We start from the raw sequence: 15,421 nt of genomic DNA on the forward strand, positions 1-15,421 counted from the left end.
CGCCAAGGAAACGACGAACGATCATGCAAGATCACACCTCCGAGGCGACGGACGCCTCCCAGATCCGCCGCGCAGGCGTCGATCTCAACGGATTGATGTCCGTTCTCAGCAAGCATCTGTATTCCACGCCGGTGGTCGCGCTGCGCGAGCTGGTGCAGAACGCGCACGACTCGATCCTGCGGCGCCGCTTGGAACAACCCGACTGGCAAGGCCAATCGCGCATCGAAGTGCATGCCGATGGTGCCCAGGGCATCGTGCGCATCGTCGATACCGGCGCCGGACTGACCCAGCAGGAAATCCACGATTACCTGGCCACCGTCGGCGTGGGGTATACGCGTGGCCTGCGTCAGGGCGGGCATGAGGACAGCGGCCTGATCGGCATGTTCGGGCTGGGCTTTTTGTCGGCCTTCGTGCTGGCGCGCCGCGTCACCGTTCGCACCACCTCCTACCAGAGCCCGACGCTGGGGCATTGCTATATCTCCAGCAATGCCGAGCAATACACGGTGAGTCCGATCCCGGCACGTACCCAGGTCGGAACGGAAGTGGTGCTGGAGCTGCACGAGGACTATCTGCCGTTGGCCCAGGAAGCACGGCTGCGCGAGATCCTGTCGCGCTATTGCGCGCTGTTGCGCGAGCCGATCTGGATCGGCGGCGATACCCAGGCGATCAATCCCGAACCGCCGCCGTGGCGCATGCACGATGCGGTGCCGTTGCATCCGGTGCAGGCCTGGCGGCGTCAGCGCGAGTTTGCCGCGCGTTTCGAGCGCAACTTCGAGCCCTTGTGCTGCATGCCGGTGCGCGCGGAGGAGGGCAGCGATGCGGTCGGCCTGCTGTGGGTGCAGGACGGAGCCACCTACGGCACCAGCGACAACCGCAACCTGTCGGTGTTCCTGCGCGGCATGCTGCTGGACGACAACGCGCGCGAACTGCTGCCACCGTGGGCGGGCTTTATCGGGGGCGTGATCGAGTCCAATCGCTTGACGCCCACCGCCAGCCGCGAAGATCTGCAGCGCGATGCCACCTACACGGCCGTGCAGCACGCGCTGTCCGAAGCGCTGGTGCAAGGCCTGGCCGATGTGGCGCGCCAGCAGCCGGAAGCCTGGCGGCGCATCCTGCTGCGGCACAACGAGGCATTGCTGGGCGCGGCGCTGTGCGACGAGCGTTTGTTCGCGCTGCTGATGGAACACGTGCGGGTGCCGACCTCGCAGGGCGACCTGCCCGCGCAGCAGTTGCCGGCGCGTGGCGCGGTACATGTGATCCTGGACAGCGACAGCGGTTTCGAGGAAATGCTGTTCCGCGCGATGGGCGTGCCGGTGGCCTACGGAAACCGCTATGCGGTGGTGCCGTTCCTGCGCCGCTGGGCGCAGGCCAAGGGCGTGCGCCTGGTCGAGCTGGGCACCGAGCAGGGCAACCGGCAGTTGTTCCAGCTGGATACGTTGCCGGCCGACGAACTGGCCTGGCTGGAACAGCACCTGGGCGATGGCGAGGCGCTGGTGCCGGCACGTTTCAGTCCCGAGGCATTGCCGCTGGTGGTGGTGCCCGACCGCGAGGCCGAACTCAAGCGCCGGCTGGAGCAGGACGAGAACGACAAGCGCGTGTCCACCGCCGCGTTGCGGCTGGCCCGGCAATTCACGGCGGGGATCCAGGCGCGGCAGACCCAGCGGCTGTATCTGAATCTCGACAACCCGGCCTTGCAGGCACTGCTGGCGGCGCAGCGCGCCGGCAATCCGCAGGCGGCGGTGGCGGCGCGGTTGCTGCGCTCACTCAAGGTGATCGTGTCGACGCAGGGGCGCAGCCAGCCGCAGCCCGGTGCCAACGCATCGGGCGGATCGGATTTGAACCGGGCCTTTGGCGATCTTGCCGAGGCCGTGACCCAACTGCTGGCGCGCTGAGCGCCGCATCGAAGGAGCAACACGATGGAAATCTGGAACTGGGTGGAGAAGCTGCAGGACGATCTGGGCGAAGCCGGGCAGCCGCAGAATGCGCAGCTGCTGACACGCCTGACCGACCATATCTGCGATCTGCAGATCGAACGCGCCGAAGCGCTGTTGCCCGAGGCGCGTGCGCTGGGCAAGACGCTGGCCAATCCGTGGTTGGAGGTGTTCGTCGGGCATTGGGAAATGCGCAACCGCGTCGGCAATCTCTGCGAGGGTGAGCGTGCGCTCAGCGACGCGGTGGCGTTGTTCGAACGCGCGCATCGCGCCGATGCGGTGGAGTGCCCGCAGTCGGTGTGCGTGACCCAGGACCTGGCCGCCTGCTACGCCAATATCGACGGTCCGGGCTGGGTGGAAGAGCGCATCGAGGTGTGCGAGGAGACGCTGGGCCGCATCGATCCGAGCTGGTCGTGCTACCAGTGCCTGAGCTGCGAAAAAGCCGATGCCCTGCTCGACGATGGACGCGGCGAGGCGGCACTGAGTTATCTGGAACAGCAGTCGCAGACCATCGTTGCGCATGGCGGGCAGATCTACGACGGCGTGCCGGACATGCGCATCTCGATCCTGCTCTCGCTGGGCCGCGCGCAAGAGGCGCTGGCGCTGATCGAACAGCGCGAACGCGAAGCCGCGCGCGAAGGGGCCGAATGGGCCAACTGCAGTCAGCCGCGGCGCCTGCAGAAAGCCCGTGCCTTGGCAATGTTGAATCGCGACGACGAAGCACTGGAAGCCTTTTTGCCGTGGCGCGAGGTTGCGCCGCGCTACCGCCTGCACTGGTTGCGTGCGGTGGTGGTGCTGGTATCGCGCCAGCCCGAGCGCAACACCTGGGATCTGGGCAGCCGCCTGCAGGTGATGCTCGATCATTACGCGCAGGTGGGTGCGCATCGCATCCTGATCGAAGCGGCCGAGATGGCGATCGCGCTGGCGTTGCAGCGTGGTGCGGTGTGGACCGCGCGCCGGCACCTGGCGCTTGCGCGTGCGCATGTGCCCAAGTTGCGCCAGGACCGTGGCGCCACGCAACTGGCGGACGGCCTGGCTGCGCGCATCGAGGCCGCACCGGCGGGCGAGCCGGCACCGGTGCCCGCTGAGCAGTTGCTGCAGTGGCTGGATGCACAAGCCGAAGACGTGGCGCGGAATCCCGAGCGCGAGGCGCAGTGGTTGCTGCAGGCAGTGGCCGAGCGTCCCGACGACGCCGAGTTGGTGGACACCACGGCGTCGGCATTGAGCGCGTGTGCGGCCGACGACGAGGCGATCGCGCTGCTGTGGGCATTCGTGCAGCGGCATGCCGACCGCGAGACCAGCCCGACCTTCCGGCTGATGAACCTGTTGCTGGGCCGCGGCGACGAAACCGGCCTGCGGCGGCTGGCGCAGCTGTATCGCCCGCTGGTGCCGGTGGCGGCGCTGTGGTGCGAGGCGCAGCTGGCCCAGCGGCTTGCCGATTGGCCGGCGCTGGAGCAGGCCTGCACCGCGTTGCTGGAATTGTCGCCCGGCTCGCATGGCGCGCGCGGCTTGCTGGGGCGCATGTATCTCAACACCGGCCGCTTCGCCGAAGCCACCGAGGTGTATCGCCAGCTGACCGAGTTGATGCAGGAGCCGCGCTCCGCACATTGGGATCACATGACCGCGGCCAGCGCGGCGCAGCAGTGGGACGCGGTGCGCGCCTCGGCGCTGGCGCTCGGCATGGAGCTGAGCAGCACCAGTGGCGTGGTCGAAGAAACCTGGGGGTGGGTGATCGTGCGTTGCGTGGACGACGGCGAGGCAGCCGAGTACTACGCACGGCGCACCGGCCCGGTCACCGCGCGTATCGTCGAAAATGCACCGGCACATCGGCGCCAGCATGTCGGCGACTGGGTGGTGTTCGACGCGGAGTTGCTGTATCCGCCACCGGACGACGAGGCCGAGCGCGAGCGGTTCGTGCCGACCTATGCGCAGGTGCATGTGCTGGAGCCAGGCGGTTACGGCAGCAGCTGGCTGGTGGATGGCGTGCATCCTGGCGAGGAGGCGATCGAGGCCTTGCGGCAGGACGTCGAAGCGCGCGGCTGGAAGCTGTGGTTGCACAGCCGCGACGACTATCGCGTGGTCGATCCGGCACACGCGGACGCATTCGACCCGGAAGATGCAAGCACGGGTCTGCCGGGCGTGCTGTTCACCGTGGCGCTGCCGGAAGCGGCGGCGCCGCTGGAACTGCATCGCGTCCTGCTGGCCACAACCGCGCAGTGGGCGCACCCGATGTGCTGGCTGCGCCTGGCCGAGGCCTGCGATCAGGACCCGCGCCCGCATCTGGACGCAGTGGAGCGTTACGGGCTGTAGGGCGGCGATCAGGCTCGTCGCGCAGCGGCTGCTGATGCGGTCGCCGCTGCCGCCGGGATTGGGGAGCGGGCATTCGGGATTGGCATGTGTGGTTTGCATGCCAACTGCTGGTATGTCGTCAGCAATGGTGACGCTCGGAAGAACGTGCAGCCCGTCTGGCTGTTCGCATTTCTTTCCGCAACCGATAGCAATCGGTGGTGCTTGCGCGGGTGCCGGCGTGGGACCTTGAGCGGCATGGATGCCGCGCCAGAGCCTACACGGACGTACTTGCGGCGTGTCCCACGCCGGTACGCGTGCAAGCGCCCGCAGCAGACCGAAGCATTCACGTTGAACTCTAGATGTGGTGCACAAGATTGATCGGTGTGCGGAGTCGGTCGGCGGCGCGGCGCCGCATCCGGTGTCGGGACACGCCGCAAGTACGTCCTTGTAGGCTCGGTGGCGGCATCCATGCCGCCACACGGTCCCGCCCCCGGACGCGGCACCACGCTCCCAATATGGCTAGTGCTGATCGGCGAGCACTGGTTTCAGGCAGTCATCGTGCCTGCGGAGTTGGCGCTTCATGTCGTTGAGATCGCCTCAACATTTGATCTTTGCAGTGGCAACTGAAAACTCGATCCGAGCCACGACCACTCAACCAAGCAGTGCTTTTCCTTCCGCAACCGATAGCAACCGGTGGTGCTTGCGCGCGTGCCGGTGTGGGACCTTGAGCGGCATGGATGCCGCGCCAGAGCCTACACGGACGTACTTGCGGCGTGTCCCACGCCGGTACGCGTGCAAGCGCCCGCAGCAGACCGAAGCATTCGCATGGAAACAACAGATGCGGTGCGCACGATTGATCGGTGTGCGGAGTCGGTCGGCGGCGCGGCGCCGCATCCGGTGTCGGGACACGCCGCAAGTACGTCCATGTAGGCTCGGTGGCGGCATCCATGCCGCCACACGGTCCCGCCCCCGGACGCGGCACCATGCTCCCGATATCGCTAGTGCCGATCGGCAAGCGATGACTTCAGTACGCACTGCAGGCTGACCCCGCAGTGGCGAGATCCGGCGCGTGCATGCGGTGCCGGGCGTGGGCAAACCGGCCTGCCGGCACATCGAGCGCGTCCGCCGCCATGGGAGGGGCGTTGCGATCGGTCCGGGCCGGCGTCAGGCGGTCTTCCCGCAAGTTGGACCACCTTCGCGCAGCGGTCGGTGGCCACATCACGGCCGGTCCGGCGGCGGTCCGTGACCGGCCGCCGTTGCGCCGAGAGCAGGGTGGCGCAACGGCGGCAAGCGCATCTGTCCAGGCGTGGTCGCGCTCACGTTCGCGGCGTGCGCGGCAATGTCAAACTCCGTACGGATTTTCCTCTGACCGCTACAGGTTCGTCGCTGGTTGCCGAAACTGAATTGCTTTACTCTGCAGCGCTTCGGCGTGGGGGCGCCGCGCCAGTCAGGGGGGCGCAATCGCCCCGCATGCCCAGCCTTCTCTCTTCTAACTCTTGGCGGGTGATCTCATGGTGGCATTGCAGCAGCGCTCGATCGATGCGATTCGTGGCCAGGAAGCTGCGTTGTTGGCGGCATGGCTGGGCTCCAGCCTGGGCAGCGATGGACGCATTTCCCGACAGGACGTCGAAACCCAGAGCGCGGATTTCCTGCACCTGCTGGTCGCCTCCCTGAAGGACGGTGGCAGCAGCCTGGACAGCGCCGACTGGAGCGAGGTGCGTCGCTTCCTGGAAAACCTGTCGCGCGATCGCGCCACCCGTGGCTTCGATTCGCAGGAAACCGCCAATTTCATCTTCTCGCTGAAGCGGGTGCTGTTCGCGCTGGTGCAGCGCGAATACGCCGACACGCCGGAGGATCTGGGCCAGCAGCTGTGGGCGCTGTCCGAGCTGCTGGACCGTCTGGGCCTGTACACCGTCAAGGCGTTCCAGAAGACCCGCGAAGACATCATCGTGCGCCAGCAGGAAGAAATGCTGGAGCTGTCCACCCCTGTGGTCAAACTGTGGGACGGCGTGCTGGCACTGCCGATGATCGGCACGCTGGATTCGCAGCGCACCCAGGTGGTGATGGAGTCGCTGCTGCAGCGCATCGTCGATACCGGCTCGGAAATCGCCATCATCGACATCACCGGGGTACCCACCGTGGACACGCTGGTCGCGCAGCACCTGCTCAAGACCGTCACCGCGATCCGCCTGATGGGCGCCGATGCCATCATCAGCGGCGTGCGCCCGCAGATCGCGCAGACCATCGTGCATCTGGGGCTGGACCTGCAGGGCATCGTCACCAAGGCCAACCTGTCCGATGCGCTGGCGCTGGCGCTCAAGCGCATCGGCGTGACCGTGAACAAGGCAGGCTGACATGGAGCGCATCCCGATCCTGCGGATGGGCGACCTGCTGCTGGTCACCATCCAGGTGGACATGCACGATCAATTGGCGATGACGCTGCAGGAGGACCTGTCGGAAAAGATCAGCGCCACCTCCGCGCGTGGCGTGCTGATCGACATTTCCGCACTGGACATCGTCGACTCCTTCATCGGCCGCATGATCAGCACCATCTCCGGGCTGGCGGCGATCATGGATGCCAGGACCGTGGTGGTGGGCATGCAGCCGGCCGTGGCGATCACGCTGGTCGAGCTGGGGCTGACCCTGCCATCGGTGCGCACCGCGCTCGATGTCGAACGCGGCATGCGCCTGCTGCTACAGCCCGATCGCACTTCATGACGACCGGTTCGCAATCGGTGCGTACCGAACAGGATGTGGTGCTGGCCCGGCAGACGGTACGCAAGCTGGTGGTGCAGTGCGGCCTGCGTCTGGTCGACCAGACCAAGCTGGTCACCGCAGCCAGCGAACTGGCGCGCAACACCGTGATCTATGGCGGTGGCGGCGAGATGGATTGGGCCCTGGTGGAAAGCGGCATCCGCAAGGGCGTGCAGCTGACCTTCCGCGACGAAGGTCCTGGCATTCCCGACCTGGACCTGGCGCTCACCGATGGCTGGACCTCCGGCAGCGGGCTGGGACTGGGCCTGTCCGGAAGCCGGCGGCTGGTGGATGACTTCGTCCTGGATACCGCAGCCGGCAAGGGCACGCGCATCACCATCACCAAATGGAAGTGACGCTCGCCGGCGAGGTCACGCGCGCGTTTCGTGTGGACGAAATCAGCCAAGTCGGGCAGGCACGTCGCGAAGCGACGGTTTTGGCACAGACACTGGGTTTCGACGAGGCCGCCTGCGGCCGCGTGGCACTGGTGGCCACCGAGCTGGCCACCAACATGGTCAAGCATGGACGTGGCGGCTGCCTGCAGTTGTCCACGGTGGCCACACGCCAGGGCATGGGCGTGGAAATCTGCGCCATCGACGGCGGGCCGGGCTTCGCACTCGTGGACGGCCTGCGCGATGGCTATTCAACCGCCGGGACGCCGGGCACCGGGCTGGGCGCGATCCAGCGCCAGGCGCAGGTGCTGGACGCGTATTCCGATGCCAAGGGCGCGGTGGTGATGGCACGGCTGTTTGCGCAGCAACGCGCCGAACTGGACCTGCCGTACGGCGCGATCCGCCTGCCGCTGCACAACGAAACGGTGTGCGGTGATGCCTGGCATCTGGCCGTTGGCGAGCAGCGCGTAACCGTCACCGTGATCGATGGCCTGGGCCACGGTCCAGGCGCCGCCGACGCTGCCGATGCCGGCACGCGCGCTGCAGCCGCGGCCAGCGGCGAGCCCGGCGAGCGCATCGCGCAGCTGCATGCGGGCATGTCCGGCACCCGCGGCGGCGCGGCGGCGGTGATGCAATTCGACAGCAGCACCGGCCGGGTACGCTTTGCCGGCGTGGGCAATATCGTCGCGTCGCTGTGCGATGGCGACGGCGTGCGTGGCATGCCCTCGCATCCGGGCATCGTCGGGGTGCAGTTCCGCAAGGCGCAGCCGTTCGATTTTCCGGATGCCGCCGGCAAACTGCTGGTCATGCACAGTGATGGTCTGCAATCACGCTGGAGCCTGCGCGATCATCCGGGTCTGCTGTCGCGCCATCCGCGCCTGATTGCGGCCGTGCTGCTGCGCGATTACACGCGGGGCCGCGACGATTGCGGCGTGTTCGTCATGCGGCTGGGAGGCCTGCAATGAATGCTTCCGGTGAGACATCGCCCATCGATCCGCTGGCCGAACTGGACGCGCTGCGGCAGCAGAACCAGGCCCTGCGCGAAGAGTTGGAAGAAACCAACCAGGGAGTGCTGGCGCTGTATGCCGAGCTCGATCAGCAGGCCGAGCAGCTGCGTGACGTGTCCGAGCTCAAGAGCCGCTTCCTGTCCTACATGAGCCACGAGTTCCGCACCCCGCTCAGCTCGATCCTGAGCATCACGCGGCTGCTCGAGGACGGCATGGACGGGCCGCTCACTGCCGAGCAGTCCAAGCAGGTGCGCTTTGTCAGCGCCTCTGCGCGCGAACTCACCGAGATGGTCGACGACCTGCTGGATCTGGCCAAGATCGAAGCCGGGCGCATCACCATCTCGCCGGGCTGGTTCGATCTGATGGACCTGTTTGCGGCCTTGCGCGGCATGTTCCGCCCGCTCACCGATGTCAGCAGCACCACCTTGATCTTCGAGGATCCGCCGGTGCTGCCGATGCTCTATACCGACGACAAGAAGCTGGCGCAGATCCTGCGCAACTTCATTTCCAACGCGCTCAAGTTCACCCCACAAGGCCATGTGCGCGTGTTCGCGCAGCTGGAAGGCGAGAGCCATGTGCGCTTCGGCGTGCAGGACACCGGCATCGGCATCCCGGCCGAGCTTCACGACGCCTTGTTCGAGGATTTTGTACAGGTGGATTCACCGTTGCAGAAACGCCTCACTGGCACCGGTCTGGGGCTGTCGATCTGCAAGCGTTTCGCCGAGCTGCTGGGCGGCAGGGTGGGAATCAACAGCGTGGTCGGGCAGGGCTCGGAGTTTTTCGTGGTGCTGCCGGTCACGCTGGCAGCGGAGGATGCACTTGGGCAGTAAGCCGCACATTCTGGTCGTCGACGACAACGCGGTGACGCGTTATTCGGTGCGGCGCGTACTCGAACACCATCAGTTCGTGGTCGAAGAAGCCGGCACCGGCACCGACGGCCTGGCCAGGCTGGCCGAGCAGGCGTTTGCTGCGGTGGTGCTGGACGTCAATCTGCCGGACATGAGCGGCTTCGACATCGTGCGCACGCTACGCGCCGAGCCGCGCACCGCGTTGCTGCCGGTGGTGCATGTATCGGCCGCCTCGATCGCCACCGGCGACATGATCACCGGCCTGGAAGCCGGCGCCGATGCCTACCTGATTCACCCGGTCGACCCCAGCGTGCTGGTCGCCACGTTGCGCACCCTGCTGCGCGCGCGCCAGGCCGAGGACGCCTTGCGCATCAGCGAGGCCCGCTTCCGCGAGATCTTCGAGCACATCAGCGCACCGATTGCGGTGGTCGACGCCAGGCTGCACACGCATGAGGCCAATGCGGCGTTCCAGCGCCTGATCGGCACCGCCACACCCGGCGAGGCGCTGGCCGTGCCCGGCGTGGACCAGGCCGCCACCGTGCACGCGCTGATCGACGCGCTGGCGCAGCGCGAGCGCTGGAGCGGTGCCTTGTCGATCCTGCGCGAGGGCAAGGTGTGCGAAACCGAGTGGCGCGTGTCGCCGTATCGCGAACCGGACCTGGGCCTGCTGCTGGTCGAGGATGTCACCGAACAACGCATGCGCGAGCGTGAGCAGCGCCAGGAACTGGATACCGCCACCACCGAGCTGGCCCACCAGATCGCCGAGCGCCAACGCACCGAGATCCAGTTGCTGCAGGCACAGAAGATGGAAGCGCTGGGCAAGCTCACCGGCGGCATCGCGCACGATTTCAACAACCTGCTGACCAGCATCATTTCCGGCCTGGACATGATCCAGCTGGCGGTCGAGTCCAATCGCATCGAGCGTGTGCCGCGGCTGGCCGAGATCGCCACCGGCTCGGCGCATCGCGCTGCCGCGCTGACCCAGCGCATGCTTGCCTTCGCACGCAAGCAATCGCTGGATGCGCAGGCCTTCGACATCAACGCACGCGTGCGCTCGCTGGAAGACATGCTGCACCGCTCGATCGGCGAGAACATCGTGCTGGAGCTGGACCTGGCGGACACGCCGCTGGTGGCGGTGGCCGATGCCAACCAGCTCGAAAACGTGGTGCTCAATCTGGTGATCAATGCGCGCGACGCGTTGAAGGGCAGGGGCACCATCCGCATCCAGAGCGCGGCCCATACCGCGCAGGGCGATCCGGAACTGGACGATGGCGAGTACGTGGCGGTGAACGTCATCGACAACGGCAGCGGCATCGAGCCGGCCATTCTCAACCAGGTCTTCGAGCCGTTCTTCACCACCAAGCCGATCGGCGAGGGCACCGGCCTGGGCCTGTCGATGACCTACGGCTTTGCGCGCCAGTCCGGCGGCACCGCACGCATCACCAGCACGGTGGGGCGCGGTACCACGGTGGCCTTGCTGCTGCCGCGCGGCCTCACTGCCAGCGCATTGCCGCCGGCACCGGTACCGAATTCGCCCCGTACCCGCAGCGAGCGCATCTTGCTGGTGGACGACACCGACGTGGTGCGCATGATGGTGAGCGAGGTGCTCAGCGACGCCGGCTACCACGTGGTCGAAGCCGAAGATGCCAACGGCGCGCTGGATCAATTGCGTGCCGGCGTGGAGATCGATCTGGTGGTGTCCGATGTCGGCCTGCCCGGCATGAACGGGCGCGACATGGCAGACGTGGCGCGCGCGCTGCGGCCTGGCCTGCCGATCCTGTTCATCACCGGCTACGCCGAAAACGCCGCCACCCGCCAGGAATTCCTGGCCGACGGCATGGCGTTGCTGCCCAAGCCCTTCAGCCTCAACGATCTGTTGAACATGGTCGGGCAAATGCTCGACAGCAGCGTGCTGGCCGCCCGCTCCTGACGCGGGGGTTGCGCGCCTGGGGCCTGCTTTCGACGCCTGCCGATCGCACAACGATGGTGTGGCGACCCGCTTATGCGTTGAACACGCCACGGCGACCGTGGCTCTGCGGCGGCCGCCATGTGCGTGGCGGCACGTTTGCCATAGAGCTGCAACATTGCTGACATATCGTGCGCGCGGCGCCACGTTGCGCCTCCGGCCGGCATGTTCGATGCCGACGGATGTTGGTGGGGAAAACAAAACGTAGCGCGGCTGTCAGATGGCGCGGATGGCGCAGAGGAACCGGGTGCCGGTGGTGCAGCCGGTTCCGAGCGCCGGCCGCGCGCGCCTGATGGCTGCGCAGTCATGTTGATCGCCGCTATTGCCCCTGTCTCACCCCTCGCGTCACCTACCCAAGGATCATCTCGCATGTCGTTGTCCTCGTCTGTCTCCGCGTCGCTGACGCCCGCCGCCACGCACGTAACCGCACCCCGTCGCGCCGCATTGCAGCGCACGCCGCTGGCGCGCGCCTGCGCCGGCCTGCTGCTCGCCTCGCTGGCGGCAGCGGCCGCTGCGCAGCAGGTGCCGGCGCGCCAGGGCGAGGGCAGCCCGACGGCGCTGGATGCAGTCACCGTCACTGCCGAGCACCGCGAGCAAAACCTGCAGGAGGTGCCGGTGTCGGTGGGCGTGGTGCAGGGCGCGGCGATGCGCGAGTTCACCGCCGGTGGCGACGACACGCTGCTGGCGCTGTCCGGCCGCGTGCCGGGCTTCTACGCCGAGACCACCACCGGGCGTATCTTCCCGCGCTTCTATATCCGCGGCCTGGGCAATATCGACTTCTACCTCGGCGCCTCGCAGCCGGTGTCCATCATCCAGGACGACGTGGTACTGGAACACGTGGTGCTCAAGTCCAACCCGGTGTACGACGTGGACCAGGTCGAAGTGCTGCGCGGCCCGCAGGGCACCTTGTTCGGCCGCAACACCACCGCCGGCATCGTCAAGTTCGACACGGTCAAGCCCAGCGAGACCTATACCGGCCGTGTCGATGCCAGCTACGGCAGCTACAACACGGTGTCGCTGGATGGCGGCTTCGGCGGGCCGATCAACGAGGTGCTGTCGTTCCGCGTGTCGGCGCTGTACCAGCACCGCGACGACTGGGTGGACAACACCTTCGTCGGCAGCAGTGCCGACGGGACGCGCACGCCGCGCAAGGATGCGATGGGCGGCTACAACGACCGCAATGCGCGCCTGCAGCTGCTTCTCAAGCCCAACGACGCATTCTCGCTGCTGGGCTCGGTGCATACGCGCGACTACGACGGCACCTCCACGTTGTTCCTGCGCAATGCAGTGACGCGCGGCAGCGACAAGGTCGACGTACCGCGCGATCGCGTGGCCTATGACGAGGCACACGACAACCCGCAGGCGTATCAGACCGATGGCGGCTCGATCAAGGCGATCTACGATTTCGGTGGCGTGTCGCTGACCTCCATCACCGCCTACGAAACCACCTCCGGCTATAGCCGTGGCGACACCGATGGCGGTGCGGCGGCGAACTACCCGGTCAACGGCGTGCCGAACGGCTTCGGCCAGTCGATGGGGCAGATCCGCGACCTGGATCAGTACACCCAGGAACTGCGCCTGGCCAGCGAAGGCGACGATGCCTTGCAATGGCAGGTCGGCGCGTTCTACTTCGACGGGCGCGACACCACCGATTTCTATCAGCGTGCGTATTTCCTGCAGACCGCCGCGCGCAATCCCAACAACTGGGTGCGCCTGCGCAACACCAACACCTCCTGGGCCGGTTTCGGGCAGCTCAGCTACAAGGCCACCGACGCGCTCACCCTGACCGCCGGTCTGCGCCAGACCAAGGACACCAAGCAAACCCGCCTGCTCAAGACCGCCGATACCGCCGCTGGCGCGGTGACCTATCGCGGCCGTCGCGACGTGCGCCTGTCCGACACCCAGCCCAGCTGGGATCTCAGCGCGATGTATGAAATCAATCCGGAGCTGAGCGTCTATGCGCGCGTGGCACGCGGCTTCCGTGGCCCGACCATCCAGGGCCGCAGCGCGGTGTTCAATTCGGATTTCACCACCGCCGATTCGGAAACCATCCTGTCGTGGGAAGCCGGCATCAAGAGCAGCCTGTTCGACAATCGCCTGCGTCTGAATGTCAGCGGCTTCACCTACACGGTGGACGACATCCAGCTCAACGGTAACGATTCGGACGGCAACGGCGTACTGTTCAATGCCGACAAGGCCAAGGCCTACGGCCTGGAAGCAGACCTGGACTGGCGCCCGATCTCCAACCTGTCGCTGACCGCCGGCCTGAGCCTGCTGCATAGCGAAATCCACGACAATCGCGTCTACGCGCAGGCCTGTGCGCTCAATGGCGTGGTGGTGTGCACGGTCAACGACCCGACCATCCGCGTCGGTGCCAACACCTTTGCGCAGATCGACGGCAACCCGCTGCCCAACGCGCCCAAGTACAACCTCAACCTGGCGGCGCGCTACGACATTCCGGTGGGCACCGATGGCGCGTTCTTCGTTTCCACCGACTGGAACAAGCAGGGCGAAACCAGCTTCGTGCTGTACGACTCCACCGAGTTCCGCGCCGACGGCAATGTCGAAGGCGGCCTCAAGCTCGGTTACACCGGCGGCTATGGCGCGTGGGAGGTGGCGGCGTTCGCGCGCAACATCACCAACGAGAAGAACGTCAAGGGCGTGATCGAGAACTACATGGCGGCGGTGTACAACGAGCCGCGCGTGGTGGGTGTGTCGGTCAACGTCAACTGGCAGTAAGAGCGACTGAAAAGTAGCGAGCGGCTGCACAGTGCTCTGGTCAGCCGCTCCCGGTGCTTGATCGATCGACTGCATCACTGCGCGTGTGCCGCAGTGATGCCGATCGTAGAACGTAGAACAGACCCGCTGCGTGCATCATGCCGCGGGTTTTTTGTATCAACGGCTGCGCAACACCGACTGCACCCAGCTGACGATCTGCGCGCTGCTCACCGCGCCGGAGTGACGGCCCAGCTCACTGCCGCCGCGGATGACCAGCAAGGTCGGGATGCTGCGGATGCCAAAGCGCGTGCCCAGCGCCGGATGCAGATCGGTATCGACCTTGGCCAGCCGCACCTGCGGTTCGAGCATCGCCGCGGCGGCGGCAAAGTGTGGTGCCATGCTCAGGCACGGCCCGCACCACGGCGCCCAGAAATCCACCACCAACGGCAGCGCGCTGCGTACCGCATGCTTGTCGAAGTCGACCGCCGACAACGCCACCGGCGTGCCCAGGAACAATGGTTTATGGCAACTGCCGCAGTTGGGCGCATCGCGCAGACGCGCGTGTGCGACACGATTCATCGCCGCGCAGCTCGGGCAGGCGATCAGGAGCGGTGCGTCGGGCATCTGGCGGTCTCCGGTGGCAGGCAATGCAGTCGCCGCGCCCGCATCCCATGGGCGGCGGGCGCGGCGGCATGCGGCCAGTGTAACGGCCATCGCCAAGGACCCGATGCCGAAGGCTGCCGCCGCCTCACCGGGTGTGCCGCAATGCCGCGACAGAGAAGTGCGCCGCAGCGCGCTGCGGTGGTCAGCCCGCTTGCCCCAGGCTCAGGATCGGGACGAAGCCACCGTAGATCAGGCGCTTGCCATCGAACGGCATCGGGTTGACCGACGGGTCCATGCGCGGGTCGTCCATCATCTTGCGCATGCCCGCATCGCGGGTCGCCTTGTCCGGCCATTCGATCCAGGAGAACACCACGGTTTCGTCCTCTCCGGCAGCGACCGCGCGATGGAAGTCGGTCAGTTGTCCATGCTGGACGTCGTCACCCCAGCACTCCACCACGCGCAGTGCGCCGTATTCGATGATGATGGCATCGCCCATGCGGGCATGTTCCAGAAACGCGGCCTTGTTGGCCGTGGGCACCGCGAGTGCAAACCCATCCACATACGACATAAGCACCTCCTCAGACATGGCGCACGGCGTGCACCTGATGACGGCGAACAGATGTTGGTGCGATCGGAACACGCTGGAAAGCAGCGCCAGGGTGCGTGTTGCCCGCGCGTGGATTGCGAGCATACGGTGCATCTGGATGGCAAGCACTGCTCGCGCCCGCATGGCGATCCACACTGGCGTTGTGCCCGGTTTTCTTTGCCGGATCGCAGCCGCAGGCACGCCGCGTGACGCGTCCTGGATGAGTTCGTCAGGGAGGGGTATCCCGTCGCGATGGGCCGGCGTTGCGGAAGGCCGGCGGCATCGGCATTGCGCGGGCCTGGATCAGACCGCAGGCCCCGCCGCGGC

The 15,421-nt window shown here is 66.7% G+C and carries 11 protein-coding genes; 9 read left to right on the top strand and 2 right to left on the bottom strand.

The genetic code is table 11. The annotated features are described in order from the left end of the window. The first annotated feature begins 23 nt into the window (after positions 1 to 23). From H7A86_RS06415 to H7A86_RS06455, 9 genes are all read left to right on the top strand, one after another. Positions 24 to 1,892, top strand: a complete 1,869-nt coding sequence (locus tag H7A86_RS06415) for an ATP-binding protein (RefSeq protein ID WP_180708053.1) — start codon at positions 24 to 26, stop codon at positions 1,890 to 1,892. Between the two features lie 24 nt (positions 1,893 to 1,916). After that, complete coding sequence (locus H7A86_RS06420; protein ID WP_119132569.1) at positions 1,917 to 4,241, top strand: tetratricopeptide repeat protein; 2,325 nt, start codon at positions 1,917 to 1,919, stop codon at positions 4,239 to 4,241. A gap of 1,490 nt (positions 4,242 to 5,731) precedes the next feature. Continuing rightward, positions 5,732 to 6,574 (top strand): STAS domain-containing protein, encoded by an 843-nt coding sequence (locus tag H7A86_RS06425; RefSeq protein ID WP_104582453.1) that lies wholly within the window; start codon positions 5,732 to 5,734, stop codon positions 6,572 to 6,574. 1 nt (position 6,575) lies between these two features. After that, the gene (locus tag H7A86_RS06430) at positions 6,576 to 6,938 is read left to right on the top strand and encodes an STAS domain-containing protein (RefSeq protein ID WP_104582454.1); all 363 of its coding nucleotides are present in this window, start codon (positions 6,576 to 6,578) and stop codon (positions 6,936 to 6,938) included. Beyond that, positions 6,935 to 7,330 carry an ATP-binding protein gene (locus H7A86_RS06435; RefSeq protein ID WP_104538234.1) on the top strand — a complete coding sequence of 132 codons (396 nt, stop codon included), beginning with the start codon at positions 6,935 to 6,937 and terminating at the stop codon, positions 7,328 to 7,330. Before H7A86_RS06430 ends, H7A86_RS06435 begins: the two co-directional genes overlap by 4 nt. Then, positions 7,321 to 8,331 (top strand): ATP-binding protein, encoded by a 1,011-nt coding sequence (locus tag H7A86_RS06440; RefSeq protein ID WP_104582455.1) that lies wholly within the window; start codon positions 7,321 to 7,323, stop codon positions 8,329 to 8,331. Before H7A86_RS06435 ends, H7A86_RS06440 begins: the two co-directional genes overlap by 10 nt. Beyond that, positions 8,328 to 9,203: a sensor histidine kinase gene (locus H7A86_RS06445; RefSeq protein ID WP_104582456.1), complete on the top strand. Its 876-nt coding sequence runs from the start codon at positions 8,328 to 8,330 to the stop codon at positions 9,201 to 9,203. Before H7A86_RS06440 ends, H7A86_RS06445 begins: the two co-directional genes overlap by 4 nt. Next, positions 9,193 to 11,151, top strand: coding sequence for a response regulator (locus H7A86_RS06450; RefSeq protein WP_180708054.1), 1,959 nt, complete (start codon positions 9,193 to 9,195; stop codon positions 11,149 to 11,151). Before H7A86_RS06445 ends, H7A86_RS06450 begins: the two co-directional genes overlap by 11 nt. 405 nt (positions 11,152 to 11,556) lie before the next feature. Beyond that, positions 11,557 to 13,926, top strand: coding sequence for a TonB-dependent receptor (locus H7A86_RS06455; RefSeq protein ID WP_119132584.1), 2,370 nt, complete (start codon positions 11,557 to 11,559; stop codon positions 13,924 to 13,926). Positions 13,927 to 14,082: 156 nt separating this feature from the next. Here the strand turns inward: H7A86_RS06455 and trxC are convergent, their stop codons facing one another. Together trxC and H7A86_RS06465 are read right to left on the bottom strand one after the other, a co-directional pair. Continuing rightward, positions 14,083 to 14,529, bottom strand: coding sequence for a thioredoxin TrxC (gene trxC / locus H7A86_RS06460; RefSeq protein ID WP_104582459.1), 447 nt, complete (start codon positions 14,527 to 14,529; stop codon positions 14,083 to 14,085). Between the two features lie 181 nt (positions 14,530 to 14,710). After that, complete coding sequence (locus H7A86_RS06465) at positions 14,711 to 15,076, bottom strand: DUF1428 domain-containing protein (protein ID WP_104582460.1); 366 nt, start codon at positions 15,074 to 15,076, stop codon at positions 14,711 to 14,713. Between the last annotated feature and the right edge of the window lie 345 nt (positions 15,077 to 15,421).

It is taken from the genome of Xanthomonas euroxanthea, from assembly GCF_903989455.1.
In the GTDB taxonomy this organism is placed as follows: domain Bacteria; phylum Pseudomonadota; class Gammaproteobacteria; order Xanthomonadales; family Xanthomonadaceae; genus Xanthomonas; species Xanthomonas euroxanthea.

Excerpts from the sequence above, each read along its gene's own strand:
- H7A86_RS06415 (WP_180708053.1), top strand. The coding sequence starts at position 24 with ATGCAAGATCACACCTCCGAGGCGACGGACGCCTCCCAGATCCGCCGC.
- H7A86_RS06420 (WP_119132569.1), top strand. The coding sequence starts at position 1,917 with ATGGAAATCTGGAACTGGGTGGAGAAGCTGCAGGACGATCTGGGCGAA.
- H7A86_RS06425 (WP_104582453.1), top strand. The coding sequence starts at position 5,732 with ATGGTGGCATTGCAGCAGCGCTCGATCGATGCGATTCGTGGCCAGGAA.
- H7A86_RS06430 (WP_104582454.1), top strand. The coding sequence starts at position 6,576 with ATGGAGCGCATCCCGATCCTGCGGATGGGCGACCTGCTGCTGGTCACC.
- H7A86_RS06435 (WP_104538234.1), top strand. The coding sequence starts at position 6,935 with ATGACGACCGGTTCGCAATCGGTGCGTACCGAACAGGATGTGGTGCTG.
- H7A86_RS06440 (WP_104582455.1), top strand. The coding sequence starts at position 7,321 with ATGGAAGTGACGCTCGCCGGCGAGGTCACGCGCGCGTTTCGTGTGGAC.
- H7A86_RS06445 (WP_104582456.1), top strand. The coding sequence starts at position 8,328 with ATGAATGCTTCCGGTGAGACATCGCCCATCGATCCGCTGGCCGAACTG.
- H7A86_RS06455 (WP_119132584.1), top strand. The coding sequence starts at position 11,557 with ATGTCGTTGTCCTCGTCTGTCTCCGCGTCGCTGACGCCCGCCGCCACG.
- trxC (WP_104582459.1), bottom strand. The coding sequence starts at position 14,529 with ATGCCCGACGCACCGCTCCTGATCGCCTGCCCGAGCTGCGCGGCGATG.
- H7A86_RS06465 (WP_104582460.1), bottom strand. The coding sequence starts at position 15,076 with ATGTCGTATGTGGATGGGTTTGCACTCGCGGTGCCCACGGCCAACAAG.